Source organism: Micromonospora lacuserhaii, assembly GCF_036902735.1.
GTDB lineage: Bacteria > Actinomycetota > Actinomycetes > Mycobacteriales > Micromonosporaceae > Micromonospora.
This window is the reverse complement of the sequence record NZ_JBAKHO010000084.1, coordinates 1-14,197: the sequence shown is the minus strand read 5'-3', so window position 1 is coordinate 14,197 and position 14,197 is coordinate 1. Positions and strand designations below refer to the sequence as shown.

Below are 14,197 nucleotides of genomic sequence, written 5' to 3'. Positions count from 1 at the left end.
GTCGACAACCTCGCCGACTGGATCGCCACCCGCGGCTACACCACCTCCTGACGGGTGCGCACACACGAAGGGCCGGCCCTCACGGGCCGGCCCTTCGTCGTATACGCAGGCTCAGTGGTCGCTGCCGGCGCGGACCGGCTCGCCGGCGTCCGACGCCTCGGCCGACGACGCCGACGCCATCCGGTGGGCCCGGCGGCGCAGCCACCAGGTGCTGCCGAGGCCGGCCAGCACCGCGATGACCAGCCCGGCCCACGAGATGTCCTTGAGCCAGTGCTCAGCCGCCCGGCCGACGCTGAAGAGCAGGTAGGTCGTGCCGAACGCCCAGACCAGGCCACCGGCCGCGTTGGCCAGCAGGAACCGGCGGTACGGCACGTGCAGCGCGCCGGCGAGCGGGCCGGCCAGGATCCGCAGCAGCGCCACGAACCGGCCGAAGAAGACCGCCCAGACGCCGTGCCGGGCGAAGCTCCGCTCGGCCTGGGCGAGCTGCGCGGGGCCGAGGTGTTTCGGGAACCGCTGGCCCAGCCGTTCCAGCAGCGGTCGGCCGCCCCGGCGTCCCACCGCGTACCCGATGGAGTCGCCGACGATGGCGCCGAACGCCGCGGCGGTGGCCACCCACTCCGGCTCCACGACCCCGGTGGCGGCGAGCAGGGCCGAACTGACCAGCACGATCTCGCCGGGCAGCGGCACACCCATGCTCTCCACGCCGATCACCCCGGCGACGATCAGATAGACCACGCCCGGAGGCAGCGCCGATAGCCAGTGCTGTACGTCGACCACCCGCCACCCCTTCCGGTCCGGCCTCGAACCCTACCCGGGCCCGGGCGGCCCGGCAGGGCGCCCGAGGGTCGTCCACCCGGCCGGGCGTCCCGCCCACCCCCGTCGGGGCGGAACGCCCGGGCGGGCGACGGATCGGATCAGCCGGCGATCGGGGCGAGGAACTCCAGCCGGTTGCCGTGCGGGTCGTGGGTGTGGAAGCGGCGCATCCCGGGGATCTCCTCGTCACCCCAGGTGACCGGGTGACCGGCCGCGGCCAGCCGCACGGCGAGGTCGTCGAGGTCGGGGCGGACCAGCGCGGGGTGGGCCTTGCGGGCGGGCCGGAAGTCGTCCTCGACGCCGAGGTGCAGCTCCGCGTCGTACCCGGTGAACCAGCAACCACCGCGGGCGGCGAGGGCCGGCGGTTTGGGCTTCTCGACCAGGCCGAGCAGGCCGGCGTAGAAGCCCCGGGAGGTCTCCTCGGAGCCGCGCGGGCAGGAGAGCAGGACGTGATGGATCATGGTGGCACCTCCTCGTCCCGGAGCCTGGCACGAGGTTGCGCTGATAGCAAGACGGACGTACGGTTTTGTAGACGACGAGAACCGGCGGTAAGTGTTGCCTAACCTGGGCAGCGTTCCGGCCGGTGCGACAGACTGCTCAGGACTACTCACGGTCGCTGGTGTGAAGGAGTACGACGTGGCGAGCCTCGACACCTTCGGTGCGAAGACCCAGCTACGCGTCGGAGACGCGAGCTACGAGATTTTCAAGATCGACAAGGTGGAGGGGCACGCCCGGCTGCCCTACAGCCTGAAGATCCTGCTGGAGAACCTGCTCCGGACGGAGGACGGCGCGAACATCACCGCCGACCACATCCGGCAGCTCGGCGCGTGGGACTCCGCCGCCGACCCGAGCGTGGAGATCCAGTTCACCCCGGCGCGGGTGCTCATGCAGGACTTCACCGGCGTGCCCTGCGTCGTGGACCTGGCCACCATGCGGGAGGCCGTCCGCGACCTCGGCGGCGACGCCACCAAGGTCAACCCCCTCGCCCCGGCCGAGCTGGTCATCGACCACTCCGTCATCGCCGACCTGTTCGGCCGCGAGGACGCCTTCGAGCGCAACGTCGAGCTGGAGTACGAGCGCAACAGGGAGCGCTACCAGTTCCTGCGCTGGGGCCAGACCGCGTTCAACGAGTTCAAGGTCGTCCCGCCGGGCACCGGCATCGTGCACCAGGTCAACATCGAATACCTGGCCCGCACGATCATGGAGCGCAACGGCCAGGCGTACCCGGACACCGTGGTCGGCACCGACTCGCACACCACGATGGTCAACGGCCTGGGCGTGCTCGGCTGGGGCGTCGGCGGCATCGAGGCCGAGGCCGCGATGCTCGGCCAGCCGGTCAGCATGCTGATCCCCCGGGTCGTCGGTTTCAAGCTGCACGGCGAGATGCCCGCCGGCACCACCGCCACCGACCTGGTGCTCACCATCACCGAGATGCTGCGCAAGCACGGCGTGGTCGGCAAGTTCGTCGAGTTCTACGGCCCCGGCGTGAGCGCCGTGCCGCTGGCCAACCGGGCCACCATCGGCAACATGTCCCCGGAGTACGGCTCCACCGTCGCGATCTTCCCGATCGACGCCGAGACCGTCCGCTACCTGGAGCTGACCGGCCGCGACGCGCAGCAGGTCGCGCTGGTCGAGGCGTACGCCAAGGAGCAGGGCCTCTGGCACGACCCGGACCACGAGCCGGAGTACTCGGAGCGCCTCGAGCTCGACCTGAGCACCATCGAGCCGTCCCTGGCCGGCCCGAAGCGCCCGCAGGACCGGGTGCCGCTGGGCGCCGCCAAGACGCTGTTCCGCTCCGCGCTGACCGACTACGTGACCGACGACTCCGCCGGTGAGCGCGAGCTCAAGCCGGGCGTCGCCCGCGAGCAGCTCCCCCGCGGCGCCAACGGCCCGGCCGACGAGGCCAGCGCCGAGTCGTTCCCGGCCAGCGACCCGCCGGCCAACGAGTTCAGCGACCCGGCCGACGAGCCGCGCGACCTGGAGACCGCCGCGGCCGGCGCCGGTGGGCGCGCCACCAACCCGATCCGGGTCACCGGCACCGACGGCGTGGAGTACGAGCTGGACCACGGCGCCGTGGTGATCGCCGCGATCACCTCCTGCACCAACACCTCCAACCCGCAGGTGATGATCGGCGCGGCGCTGCTCGCCCGCAACGCGGTCGACAAGGGCCTGACCCGCAAGCCGTGGGTCAAGACCACCCTGGCGCCCGGCTCCAAGGTCGTCATGGACTACTACGAGCGCGCCGGCCTCACGCCGTACCTGGACAAGCTCGGCTTCAACCTGGTCGGCTACGGCTGCACCACCTGCATCGGCAACTCCGGCCCGCTGCCGGAGGAGGTCTCCGCCGCGGTCAACGAGAACGACCTCGCCGTCGTCTCGGTGCTGTCCGGCAACCGGAACTTCGAGGGCCGGATCAACCCGGACGTCAAGATGAACTACCTGGCGTCCCCGCCGCTGGTGGTCGCGTACGCGCTCGCCGGCACCATGGACATCGACCTGGCCAACGAGCCGCTCGGCGAGGACAGCCAGGGCAACCCGGTCTTCCTGCGCGACATCTGGCCGAACAGCGCCGAGATCCAGGACGTCATCGCCCAGGCGATCGGCGCCACCGGCTTCAGCGCCGCGTACGCCGACGTCTTCGCCGGTGACGAGCGCTGGCAGTCGCTGCCCACCCCGACCGGCGACACCTTCGCCTGGGCGGACGACTCCACCTACGTCCGCAAGCCCCCGTACTTCGAGGGCATGCAGCAGGAGCCGAGCGCGGTCGTCGACATCGCCGACGCCCGGGTGCTCGCCAAGCTGGGCGACTCGGTGACCACCGACCACATCTCCCCGGCCGGCTCCATCAAGGCCGACTCCCCCGCCGGGAAGTACCTCGCCGAGCACGGCGTGCCGCGCCACGAGTTCAACTCGTACGGCTCGCGCCGCGGCAACCACGAGGTGATGATCCGGGGCACCTTCGCCAACATCCGGCTGCGCAACCAGCTGGTGCCGGGTGTCGAGGGCGGCTTCACGGTCAACCACCTGACCGGCGAGCAGAGCTCCATCTACGACGCCTCCACCGCCTACCAGGAGGCCGGCGTCCCGCTGGTCATCCTGGCCGGCAAGGAGTACGGCTCCGGCTCGTCGCGCGACTGGGCGGCCAAGGGCACCATGCTCCTCGGCGTCCGGGCGGTCATCGCCGAGTCGTACGAGCGGATCCACCGCTCCAACCTGATCGGCATGGGCGTGCTGCCCCTGCAGTTCCCGGTGGACACCACCGCCGAGTCGCTCGGCCTCACCGGCACGGAGACCTTCTCCATCACCGGCGTGACCGCGCTCAACGACGGCGACGTCCCGCGCACCGTGAAGGTCACCACCGACACCGGCGTGGAGTTCGACGCCGTGGTCCGGATCGACACCCCGGGCGAGGCGGACTACTACCGGCACGGCGGCATCCTGCAGTACGTGCTGCGTCGCATGATCGCCAGCTGACGTACCAGCTCGAGAGGGCCCCTTCCCGCGGTCGCGGGGAGGGGCCCTCTCGGCGTTCCGGGCGACGCGTCAGTCGCGCCGGGCGTCCCGGGTCTTCATCGCGTGCTCCAGCAGCGTGATCAGCACGTCCCGGCTGGACTCCCGCCGGCGGGCGTCGCAGAGCAGCACCGGCACGTCCGGCGTCAGGTCCAGCGCGCCCCGCACCTCGTCCAGGCCGTAGCGCCGCGCCCCCTCGAAGCAGTTGACCGCCACCACGAACGGCGTACCGCGCCCCTCGAAGTAGTCGATGGAGGGAAAGCAGTCGGCCAGCCGGCGGGTGTCGGCCAGCACCACCGCGCCGATCGCGCCGATCGCCAGCTCGTCCCAGACGAACCAGAACCGGTCCTGCCCGGGCGTGCCGAAGAGGTAGAGCACCAGGTCGGGGCTGATGGTGATCCGGCCGAAGTCCATCGCCACCGTGGTGGTGGTCTTGTCCTCCACCCCGGACAGGTCGTCCACGCCGACGCCCGTCTCGGTCAACATCTCCTCGGTACGCAGCGGCCGGCTCTCGCTCACCGCCCCGACCAGGGTGGTCTTGCCCGCGCCGAAGCCACCCGCGATCAGGATCTTGATCGCGCTGGGCAGCGTCGGCGCGTCAACCGGCCGCTCAGAGTGCCCGTAGTCCATTGATCACCGCCTCGAAGACGCTCTCGTCACTCCACCCGGTCGCACCCCGGGGATCCTGCACGCTGACCAGGCCGCGGGCCACCAGGTCGCCCAGCAGCACCCGGACGGCCCCGACCGGCAGGTCGAGGCAGGCGGACACCTCCGCCACCGACTGCACCCGCTGGCAGAGCGCGACGATCGCCACGTGCTCCGGGCCCAGCCCCGCCTCCTGCCCGATCTCCGCCCGGTTCGCCGTGATCAGCGAGATCAGGTCGAAGGAACCGGTGACCGGGCGGGCCCGGCCGCCGGTCACCGCGTACGGGCGCACCACCGGGCCCGCGTGGTCGTCGACCCAGCGCTCCCCGTCGGTGTCGCCGTCGCCGTCCATCGCCGCTACTTCCCGCCGGCCGACTGGTCGGCGTCCCGGGTCGGCGCGGCGACGAACGCGCCCACCCGGGTGACCAGCATCGCCATCTCGTACGCGATCAGGCCGACGTCGGCGTCCGCACCGGCCAGTACGGCCAGGCAGGCGTTGCGGCCGGCCGCCGTGACGAAGAGGAACGACGACTGCATCTCGATGATGGTCTGCTGGACGGGACCGCCGCCGAACCGCCGGCCCGCGCCCCGGGCCAGGCTCTGGATTCCGGCGGCCATCGCAGCGAGGTGTTCGCCGTCGTCCCGGCCGAGCCCGCGCGACGCGGCCATCAGCAGGCCGTCGGAGGAGAGCGCGACCGCGTGTTCGACCTGCTGCACCCGACCGACCAGGTCGTCCAGCAACCACGTCAGGTCCGCGCTCGAAGCCGTCTGCTGCCCCACTCGTCCTCGTCCTCCCCGGCTGGTGTCGCCGTGTTCGCCCGCCTCGCTTCTCGACCGCCCGGCGCGCCGTCAGGTCGCCGTTGCGTCCCCGCCGTCGTCCGGGCCGTTCCCATCCCCCGCCGCCCCGCCCCGCAGGCGGGCCGCGTCGCTCCGGCCCCGCCGGGTGCCCGACTGGTACGCGCTCATCATCAGCCGCACCTGCTCCGGCGCGCGACGCACCGGCTCGTCCGGGCCCGGGCCGGCCGGCTCGTCACGCAACTGGGGCGCGATGCTCGCCTGCCGGACCCGGACCGGCAGGCCCGAGTCGGTCGTCCGAGCCTCCACAGTAGGCGAGCCACCGGCGGCGTCGCCGACCCCCCGACCGGCGGCCGGCGCGCCGGCGGTGTCGACGTCGGCCGGAGCGGGCCGGTCCGCGGCGGGCGACGGCGTGGCCGGAGCGTCCCGGCCGCGCCGGGTGCGGATCCGGGTGGGCAGCCCCGACGGGCTCAGCGGTGGCGGCTGGTCGGCGGACGGCGCGGACGGCACCGGCCCGGCCGGCTCCGGCGCGGCGAGCGCCGGCGGCTCGTCGTCGTCAGCCAGCGGGGCGCCCGACGGGACCGGGTCGCCCGACTCCACCAGAGCGCTCGGGATCAGCACGACGGCGGTCGTGCCGCCGTACGGGGACTCCTTCAGCCGCACCTGGACGCCGTGCCGCCCGGTCAGCCGGCTCACCACGTACAGGCCGAGCCGGGCCGCGTCGGCCAGGTTCAGCTCGGAGTTGTCCAGGATCCGGCGGTTCGCGGCGGCCCGGTCCTCCTCGGTCATGCCGAGGCCACGGTCCTCGATCTCCAGGGCGAACCCGTTGGCCACCTGCTGCCCCCGCACCTCCACGGTGGTGTGCGGTGGCGAGAAGGACAGCCCGTTCTCGATCAGCTCGGCCAGCAGGTGGATGACGTCGCCGACCGCCCGGCCGGCGAGCGAGACCGGGCCCAGCGGAAGCACGTCGACCCGGGTGTAGTCCTCCACCTCGGCGACCGCGCCGCGCACCACGTCCACCATGGGCACGCTGCGCCGCCAGGCCCGGCCCGGGGTCGACCCGGAGAGCACGATGAGGTTCTCGGCGTTGCGCCGCATCCGGGTGGCCAGGTGGTCGACCCGGAACAGGTCCTCCAACTCCTCCGCGTCCTGCTCCCGCCGCTCCATCGCGTCGAGCAGGGTGAGCTGGCGGTGGACCAGGGCCTGGGTACGCCGGGCCAGGCTGAGGAAGACCCCGCGCACGTTGCGGCGCAGCTCGGCCTGCTCCACCGCGGTGCGTACCGCGGTCTCCTGGACGGCGTTGAACGCCCGGCCCACCTGACCGATCTCGTCGTCGCCGAAGTCCAACGGCGGGGCCTCCCGGGCCACGTCGACCTGCTCGCCCCGGCCCAGCCGCTCGACCACCCCGGGCAGCCGCTCGTCGGCCAGCCGCAGGGCTGCGGTGCGCAGCCGTTCCAGCTGGCCGACCAGGGTACGGGCGGTGGTCGCCGAGACGACGACGGAGGCGACGACGGCGATCAGCCCGAGTCCGGCGGCGAGCACCAGCCGGACGATGACGCCCACCGCCACGGGCGTGGCCCGGTCGATGAGGGCGTCGCCGACGGCCACCCCGAAGTCCTCGTGGGCCTTGAGCGCCGGGCCGACGGCCGCCTGCCATTCCTGGGCGGTCAGCGGCGTCCCGGCGTCGGTGCGCGACTGCGCGACCACCCGGTCCTCCACGGCCCGGAACCGGGTGAACGCCTCGGTGGTGACCAGCCGGTCGTAGCGCGCCCGGTCGGCGGAGGGCAGCTCCCCCACCGCCGCGGCGGCGAGGTAACGCTGCGCGCCGACCAGGCGGGCGAAGCGGGCGTACTCGTCCCCGGTCATCCGGCCGGCGGCGAGCACGCCGCTGATCAGGGCGTCCTGTTGGGAGATCAGCTCACGGACCTGGTAGAGGTCGACCAGGGTGGCGCTGTCCGCGGCGATCCGGGCGTCGTCGAGCCGGCCCAGCGAGCCGTACATCCGCAGCAGCGTGCCGATGACGGCGGTGTACGCGTCGGCGGCCGCGGCCCGGTCGAGTCGCCCGGCGGCAACCGACCCGCGTACCCCGTCGAGTCCGTCCAGGCCGGTCAGCACCGCGTCGATCCGGTCGCGGGCCTCGTCGCTGGTGGCCAGCTCCGCCTGCCAGCCGCGCACCGAGGTCCGGAAGGCGTCGGCCGCCTGACCGGTGCGTCCCCACTGGGCGGTCAGCCCGGCCCGCTGCCGTTCTCCCCGCTGCCCCAGGTAGCTGGTGGCGAGCCGGCGTTCGGTCTGCAACTCGGTGACCAGCGGCTCCCCGGGCTCGGCGACCTGGCTGTCCAGGGTCTGCACCCAGAGCAGGTTGAACCCGTCGGCGACGGTCACCCAGGCGGCGAAGGACCAGAGCGCCACGAGCGAGGCCAGCAGGGCGATGACCTTGGTACGCAGACGCGTGCTGCCGGAGCCCATCACACCGTCCCCGGACCGGATGGTGGCCGCCCGACGCCGGCGGCGTCGCGACATCGAACCCGGCGCACGCTAGCAGTCGCCGCCACGATCACTCAACCCTTTCCGATCTTGATCGGAGGGCGTCGTTCCACGTCGGAGCGGGTGGTCCGCGCCGGTCAGCGGTCGAGGTCGCGGTGGTAGCACCACCGCAGGGTGGCGTTTCCGGGCGCGCCGAATCCGGGCGCGCCCGGGCACCCTGTGCCAGGCTCATGGGCATGGACGACAAGACCATCCTGAACCGGATCAACGAACTGGTCGACGAGGAGCACCGGCTCCGCTCGGCCGCCCAGGCCAACGAGTCCGGCACCGACGACGAGGCCAAGGAGCGGCTGCGGGCCCTGGAGGAGTCCCTCGACCAGTGCTGGGACCTGCTGCGCCGCCGCCGGGCGGCCCGGCAGGCCCACGGCGACCCGGATGCGCAGGGCGAGCGGCCCATCCCCGAGGTCGAGCGCTACCTGCAGTAAAGCCGCGGCGTGCGCCCCGGGCGGTCCGGTGGGACCGCCCGGGGCGTCGTCGGCTCAGCGGATGCCCGCCTCGCGCAGGAGCAGCTCGGTCAGCTCGGCCGGGTCGACCTGTTCGGGCGGCAGTCCGCGCGCGGCGAACCACGCGGCCACCACCCGGACGTCCCGGGCCAGGAACTCCGGGCCCTGCGGGTTGGCCACCACGTCCACCACCTGCGGCAGGTCGATCATGACGAGTCGACCGGCGTGCACGAGCAGGTTGTACGGCGACAGGTCGCCGTGGGCGTAGCCGGCGCGGGCCAGCACCACCAGGGCGTCGACCAGCTGCTCCCAGAGCGAGTGCAACTCGGCCGTCTCCGGGCGGGTCTGCGCCAGCCGGGGCGCGGCGGCCCCCTCGTCGGGGTCGCCGACGAACTCCAGCATCAGCTCGGTGCCGAGCAGCTGCACCGGGTACGGCACGGCGATCCGGCCGGAGGCCGCGCCGATCTCCCAGAGTCGGGCCAGCGCGGCGAACTCGGCCGCGGCCCACTGACCGGCGATCATCTGCCGGCCGAAGGCGGTCCGCCCGGCCATCGCCCGGTTCTCCCGGGAGCGGCGCACCCGGCGCCCCTCCAGGTAGCCGGCGTCGCGGTGGAAGAGCCGGTGCTGGGCGTCCCGGTAGCGCTTGACGGCCAGCAGGCAGGAACGGTCGGTGTCCGGCACCGCGCGGCGGACGAGGTGGACGTCCGCCTCCTTACCGGTCTTGAGCACACCGAGTTCGGTGTCCCGGGCGGCCAGCTCGGTGACCAGCCAGTCCGGGTGGGGTTCGGGCCCGTGTACCGCCTCGTCCCAGGAGGACCAGCGGTCCGCCGGGTCGGTGCCGGGCTCTTCGTCGGGTTCAGCGAGGACGGGCTCGATGACCCGGCCGCGCCTCAGGAACTGTGGTTCGTCGTCGTCGAAGCGGCTCTTGCCGCGGCCACGGCGCTGCGGCGCCGGGAGGTCGTGTTCGCGCACGGAAGCGGTGATCCCTTGATCGAGGCTGATGGAGGCAGGTGGAACGACCCTGCAAAGACGGCCATGACCGACCTCCTCTCCTCGACCGGGCACCACCCGGCTGCGCACCCGCGCGGGCCCATGCTGACCGACGCCCCCGGCGCCGGGCAACCGATTTACCGACGGGCGCCCGGCGACCGGGCACGCCCCGGCGAGCGAGCAGCGCCCGGCGGGCGGGCGGTGACGGGCTGCGGTTCAGCCGCCGAGCACGGTGGCGACCGCGGCGATCAGCGAGTCGACCGTCCGGGTCGGCGCGAACCGGGTGTCCGTCCAGCTCCGCCCCCGGTGCAGCCACACGCTGGGCAGGCCGACCGCGGCGGCCCCACCGATGTCCGCCTCGGGGCTGTCTCCCACCACCCACGCGCCGCGCAGCGGCATCCGGGCCCGCTGGGCGGCGAGCGCGAAGATCCGCGGGTTGGGCTTGCTGACCCCCGCCTCCTCCGAGATCACCCAGTCCGCGATGTACCGGTCCAGGCCGGTACGCCTGATCTTGGCGTCCTGCTGCCGGACCGCGCCGTTGCTGACCACCACCGGCACCCAGCCGGCGTCGTCGGCGATCCGCAGCGCGCAGGCGACCAGCGGGTCCAGCCGGGTGTTCTCGACCACCCCGTCGTGCAGCTCGTCGACCAGGTCGATCGAGGGGATGCGCAGCCCGTACCGGTCGCGGACGGCGTCGGCGATGTCCCACCGGTCGGTGAGCCCGTCGGCGTCGATGGAGAGCAGCCAGTCGATGTCGGTGGGCGGCGCGCCGATGCTGTCCAGGAACCGCTCTGCCCAGGCACGGAACGGCCCCGCCCGGTCGAGCAGGGTGTTGTCCAGGTCGAGCAGGAGCAGCGGCACTCGGGCACCTTACGGGAGTGGGTTCTGCCGTCGACAGGGCCGAGCGCCCCGCCGACGTCCGTCAGGTCGGCAACACCGTTCGGGGGAGCCCCTGGTCGGCGGGTCGGTCGGTGAGCATGGTGTGCGCCGCCCGGGTGGCCGCCAGCACGGCCGGGTCTAGCGTGGCGACGAGCACGTCCTCGCCGGTGTCGGCGCCCCGGGCGAGCGGGCGTCCCTCCGGGTCGTAGACGGCCGCGCCACCGTTGAACCGCCAGGGTTCCGCCCCGTCGACCGCATTGGCGAACACCACGTACATGGTGTTGTCCAGGGCGCGGGCGGCGTAGTAGAGGTCCCGCCGGTGGGCCGACCCGGCGAGGTAACCGCTCGGGCAGAGGTAGCCGTGCGCCCCGTCGGCCGCGGCGGCCCGGGCGTGCTCCGGGAAGCAGCCGTCGTAGCAGATGCCGAGGCCGAGCCGCCAGCCCCCGACGAGCAGGGTGGCGCCGCGCCGGCCAGGGCTGAACAGCTCGCGCTCACCGCCCCAGAGCTGCTGCTTGTCGTACCCGGCCCGGACCTCCCCGCGCGGGTCGACGACCAGGGAGGAGATGGTCCGCCGGCCGTCCGGGTAGCGGACCGCCGCGCCGACGACCACGGTCGCGCCGCCGTCGCGGGCGGCGGCGCGCAGCGGGTCGAGACGCGAATCGGCCACCGCGCCGTCGTCGGTGGCGGCGAGGTCGGTGCCGGCCGGGTCGGCGGCCAGGGTCGGCGGATGGTACGCCGGCAGGAACAGCTCGGGCAGCACGGCGACCCGGGCGCCGTGGCCGGTGGCCCGGCGGACCAGCCGGGCGGCGGTGGCCGCGTTGCCGGCGAGGTCACCGGGGACCGGTTCGGCCTGCACGGCGGCGACGGTCAGCGGGGCGACGGGAAGAGGTGTGGAACCGACCGGGGGCGTCGTCACGCGCCGATTCTAACGGGAGGACCGGGTCGGCTCCGCCGTCGACGGAGATATACCAAGCCGTACGTACGGTTTGCGTGGCGGAGCGTCAACTGACACGATCTACCCGTGCCCAGAGTAAGTCAGGACCAGCTCGACGCGCGCCGACAGGAGATCCTCGCGGCCGCGCGGGCCTGTTTCGCAAGGCACGGCTACGAGGGAGCCACCGTCCGCCGGCTGGAGGAGGCGACCGGGCTGTCCCGGGGCGCCATCTTCCACCACTTCCGGGACAAGGACTCGCTCTTCCTCGCCGTCGCCGAGGACGACGCCGCCGCCATGGTGGAGACCGTCGCCCGCAACGGCCTGGTCCAGGTCATGCGGGACCTGCTGGCCCGGGCGATGTCCCCGGACACCACCGGCTGGCTGGGCAGCCAGTTGGAGGTCTCCCGCCGGCTGCGCACCGACCCCGCCTTCGCCCGGCGCTGGGCCGAACGCTCCGCCGCCATCGCCGAGGCCACCCGCGAGCGGCTGATCCGCCAGCGGGAGGCCGGCGTGCTCCGCGAGGACGTCCCGATCGACGTGCTGGCCCAGTTCCTGGAGCTGGCGTACGACGGTCTGGTGCTGCACCTGGCGATGGGGCGTCCAGCCGGCGACCTGGGGCCGGTGCTGGACCTGGTCGAGGAGGCGGTCCGCCGGCGCTGACCGGCGACACGTCTCGGCTTGGTAACTCGATCCGCCCGGTGCCCGGCGGGTGGCGGGTCGACTCCACAATGGGCTCGACCCCGCCCGAGAGGAGCCCTCGATGATCACGCTGGCCGCAACCGGCGACACCTGGGGCGTTCCCGGCCCCACCTTCCTCAGGCTCTACCTGGCGATGGCCGCGATCGCCCTGGTCGGCACCGTGCTGCACCGGCGCCGCGTGCTCGCCGGACCGGACACCGCCGGCGTCGACCAGCTCGGCCCGCAGCAGGTCGCCTACCTCAACGGCGGCGACCAGCTGGCGGTCTGGTCCGCGCTCGGCGGCCTGCGCGGGGCCAGCGCGGTCGGCGTCCGCCCCGACCGACGACTCACCACCGGCGGCCCGCTGCCGGCCGGCCTCACCCCGCTGGACCAGGCCATCCACCACGCGGCCGGCCGCCAGCTCCCGGCCCGCGAGCTGCGCCGCGACGAGTGGGTGATCCGCGCGCTGGACGAGCTGCGGCAGGGCCTGGAGCAGCGCGGGCTGCTGCTCGACGCCGACACCCGCCGGAGCCTGCGGCGGGGCACGCTGGTCCTGCTCGCCCTGCTGGTGCTGGGCGGGCTACGGCTCTTCGCCGGCCTGGCCAACGACCGACCGGTCGGCTGGCTGCTGCTCGCCCTGATCGGGGTCGGCATCGGGTGCGCGCTGCTCGCCCGGGTGCCCCGGCGGACCAGGGCCGCGGAGGCCGCACTACGCGGCCTGCGACGCAGCAACGCGTACCTCTCCCCCGCGTCCGCCCCCGCCTACGCCACCTACGGCGCCGCCGGCGCGGCGATGGGCGTGGCGCTCTACGGCACCGCCTCGCTCTGGGCGCTCGACCCCGGCTTCGCCGAGCAGGCGGAGATCCAGCGGCAGGCCCTGGCGAGCGGGGGCGGCTGGTCGGGCTCCTCCAGCGGCAGCTCGTGCAGCAGCGGGTCGTCCTGCGGCGGGGGCAGCTCCTGCGGAGGCGGCGGAGGCGGGTGCGGCGGAGGCGGGTGCGGCGGATGACCGGGCCGACCGGGGTGGGCATCGGCTGGCGACCGGAGATCTCCGGCTTCGTCGCCGGGCTGCCCGGGCTGCGCTTCGTCGAGGTGGTGGCGGAGACGCTCGCGCCGGCCGGCCCGCTGCCGGCCGGGCTGGCCGCGCTGCGCGAACGGGACGTCACCGTCGTACCGCACGGGGTGAAGCTCTCCCTGGGCGGCGCGGAGCCGGTCGACCCGGCCCGGGTGGCCCACCTGGCCGCGGTCGCGGAGCTGGTCGGGGCGCCGCTGGTCAGCGAGCACATCGCCTTCGTCCGGGCCGGGGGCGTGGAGGCCGGTCACCTGCTGCCGCTGCCGCGCAGCCGGGAGGCGGTCGCCGCGGTGGTGGCGAACGTCCGGCGCGCCCAGGCCGAGCTGCCCGTCCCCCTCGCGCTGGAACCGATCGCCGCGCTCTTCGACTGGCCCGACGACGAGCTGGACGAGGCCGACTTCCTCACCGAGATCCTGGACGCCACCGGGGCCGGGCTGCTGCTCGACGTGGCCAACGTGCACGCCAACGCCCGCAACCGGGGTGGCGACCCACTCGCCCTGCTGGACCGGCTCCCCCTGGACCGGGTCGCGTACGTGCACGTGGCCGGCGGGGCCGAGCACGGCGGCTTCTACCACGACACGCACACCGACCCGGTTCCGCCGGAGGTGCTCGACCTGGTGGCCGCGCTCTGCGCCCGGCACCGGCCGCCCGCGCTGCTGCTGGAACGCGACGGCCACTATCCGCCGGCCCCGGCGTTGCGCGCCGAACTGGACGCCCTCGCCGCCGCCTCCGGCTACCCGGTGATCACGTGAGCGACCGGGCGCCCACGCCGACCGGCGGTGACCTGGCGTCCCGGCAGGCCGCCCTGGTCGCCGCGCTGGTCGCCGGCGCCCCGCTGCCGGCGGGCTTCGCGGCGGAGCCGGTCGCGGCGGCCCGGGCCGCGCTGCTGCGCAAGCG

14 protein-coding genes are annotated in these 14,197 nt (G+C 74.1%); 5 read left to right on the top strand and 9 right to left on the bottom strand.

The window, feature by feature from the left end:
* Nucleotides 1-111 precede the first annotated feature (111 nt).
* Both V6U81_RS27850 and V6U81_RS27845 read right to left on the bottom strand, forming a co-directional pair.
* On the bottom strand, nt 112-777 hold the full coding sequence (locus V6U81_RS27850; protein WP_334493885.1) for a DedA family protein: 666 nt from the start codon (nt 775-777) through the stop codon (nt 112-114).
* Nucleotides 778-914: 137 nt separating this feature from the next.
* A complete protein-coding gene (locus V6U81_RS27845; protein WP_334493882.1) occupies nt 915-1,274 on the bottom strand; it encodes a VOC family protein in 360 nt (119 codons plus the stop codon).
* Nucleotides 1,275-1,434: 160 nt separating this feature from the next.
* Here V6U81_RS27845 and V6U81_RS27840 point away from each other — a divergent pair, with 160 nt between their 5' ends.
* A complete protein-coding gene (locus tag V6U81_RS27840; RefSeq protein WP_334493880.1) occupies nt 1,435-4,287 on the top strand; it encodes an aconitate hydratase in 2,853 nt (950 codons plus the stop codon).
* Nucleotides 4,288-4,356: 69 nt separating this feature from the next.
* Here the strand turns inward: V6U81_RS27840 and V6U81_RS27835 are convergent, their stop codons facing one another.
* The 4 genes from V6U81_RS27835 to V6U81_RS27820 all read right to left on the bottom strand — a co-directional run bounded on the left by V6U81_RS27835 (nt 4,357) and on the right by V6U81_RS27820 (nt 8,229).
* Nucleotides 4,357-4,953: a GTP-binding protein gene (locus V6U81_RS27835; protein WP_334493878.1), complete on the bottom strand. Its 597-nt coding sequence runs from the start codon at nt 4,951-4,953 to the stop codon at nt 4,357-4,359.
* A complete protein-coding gene (locus V6U81_RS27830; RefSeq protein ID WP_334493876.1) occupies nt 4,934-5,320 on the bottom strand; it encodes a DUF742 domain-containing protein in 387 nt (128 codons plus the stop codon). The genes V6U81_RS27835 and V6U81_RS27830 overlap by 20 nt, the downstream gene beginning before the upstream one ends.
* Nucleotides 5,321-5,325: 5 nt before the next feature.
* Nucleotides 5,326-5,748: a roadblock/LC7 domain-containing protein gene (locus V6U81_RS27825; RefSeq protein WP_334493874.1), complete on the bottom strand. Its 423-nt coding sequence runs from the start codon at nt 5,746-5,748 to the stop codon at nt 5,326-5,328.
* A 69-nt stretch (nt 5,749-5,817) separates the two neighbouring features.
* The gene (locus tag V6U81_RS27820) at nt 5,818-8,229 is read right to left on the bottom strand and encodes a sensor histidine kinase (protein ID WP_334493872.1); all 2,412 of its coding nucleotides are present in this window, start codon (nt 8,227-8,229) and stop codon (nt 5,818-5,820) included.
* A gap of 248 nt (nt 8,230-8,477) precedes the next feature.
* Here V6U81_RS27820 and V6U81_RS27815 point away from each other — a divergent pair, with 248 nt between their 5' ends.
* Nucleotides 8,478-8,732: a DUF2630 family protein gene (locus tag V6U81_RS27815; protein WP_334493870.1), complete on the top strand. Its 255-nt coding sequence runs from the start codon at nt 8,478-8,480 to the stop codon at nt 8,730-8,732.
* A 54-nt stretch (nt 8,733-8,786) separates the two neighbouring features.
* On the opposite strand, the gene V6U81_RS27810 is transcribed toward V6U81_RS27815, so the two are convergent.
* The 3 genes from V6U81_RS27810 to V6U81_RS27800 all read right to left on the bottom strand — a co-directional run bounded on the left by V6U81_RS27810 (nt 8,787) and on the right by V6U81_RS27800 (nt 11,535).
* A complete protein-coding gene (locus V6U81_RS27810) occupies nt 8,787-9,722 on the bottom strand; it encodes a serine protein kinase RIO (protein WP_334493869.1) in 936 nt (311 codons plus the stop codon).
* 234 nt (nt 9,723-9,956) lie between these two features.
* Nucleotides 9,957-10,601 (bottom strand): HAD family hydrolase, encoded by a 645-nt coding sequence (locus tag V6U81_RS27805; RefSeq protein ID WP_334493867.1) that lies wholly within the window; start codon nt 10,599-10,601, stop codon nt 9,957-9,959.
* A 61-nt stretch (nt 10,602-10,662) separates the two neighbouring features.
* Nucleotides 10,663-11,535 carry a carbon-nitrogen hydrolase family protein gene (locus tag V6U81_RS27800; protein WP_334493865.1) on the bottom strand — a complete coding sequence of 291 codons (873 nt, stop codon included), beginning with the start codon at nt 11,533-11,535 and terminating at the stop codon, nt 10,663-10,665.
* Nucleotides 11,536-11,640: 105 nt separating this feature from the next.
* On the opposite strand from V6U81_RS27800, the gene V6U81_RS27795 reads away from it, so the two are divergent.
* From V6U81_RS27795 to V6U81_RS27785, 3 genes are all read left to right on the top strand, one after another.
* Nucleotides 11,641-12,213 (top strand): TetR/AcrR family transcriptional regulator, encoded by a 573-nt coding sequence (locus tag V6U81_RS27795; RefSeq protein WP_334493863.1) that lies wholly within the window; start codon nt 11,641-11,643, stop codon nt 12,211-12,213.
* A 100-nt stretch (nt 12,214-12,313) separates the two neighbouring features.
* Complete coding sequence (locus V6U81_RS27790; RefSeq protein WP_334493861.1) at nt 12,314-13,237, top strand: TIGR04222 domain-containing membrane protein; 924 nt, start codon at nt 12,314-12,316, stop codon at nt 13,235-13,237.
* Nucleotides 13,234-14,052, top strand: coding sequence for an MbnB/TglH/ChrH family RiPP precursor modification enzyme (locus V6U81_RS27785; protein WP_334493859.1), 819 nt, complete (start codon nt 13,234-13,236; stop codon nt 14,050-14,052). The genes V6U81_RS27790 and V6U81_RS27785 overlap by 4 nt, the downstream gene beginning before the upstream one ends.
* The last annotated feature ends 145 nt before the right edge of the window (nt 14,053-14,197 follow it).

Coding starts and splice junctions, on each gene's coding strand:
- V6U81_RS27845 (WP_334493882.1), bottom strand. CDS start 1,274: ATGATCCATCACGTCCTGCTCTCCTGCCCGCGCGGCTCCGAGGAGACC.
- V6U81_RS27835 (WP_334493878.1), bottom strand. CDS start 4,953: ATGGACTACGGGCACTCTGAGCGGCCGGTTGACGCGCCGACGCTGCCC.
- V6U81_RS27830 (WP_334493876.1), bottom strand. CDS start 5,320: ATGGACGGCGACGGCGACACCGACGGGGAGCGCTGGGTCGACGACCAC.
- V6U81_RS27820 (WP_334493872.1), bottom strand. CDS start 8,229: ATGGGCTCCGGCAGCACGCGTCTGCGTACCAAGGTCATCGCCCTGCTG.
- V6U81_RS27815 (WP_334493870.1), top strand. CDS start 8,478: ATGGGCATGGACGACAAGACCATCCTGAACCGGATCAACGAACTGGTC.
- V6U81_RS27790 (WP_334493861.1), top strand. CDS start 12,314: ATGATCACGCTGGCCGCAACCGGCGACACCTGGGGCGTTCCCGGCCCC.
- V6U81_RS27785 (WP_334493859.1), top strand. CDS start 13,234: ATGACCGGGCCGACCGGGGTGGGCATCGGCTGGCGACCGGAGATCTCC.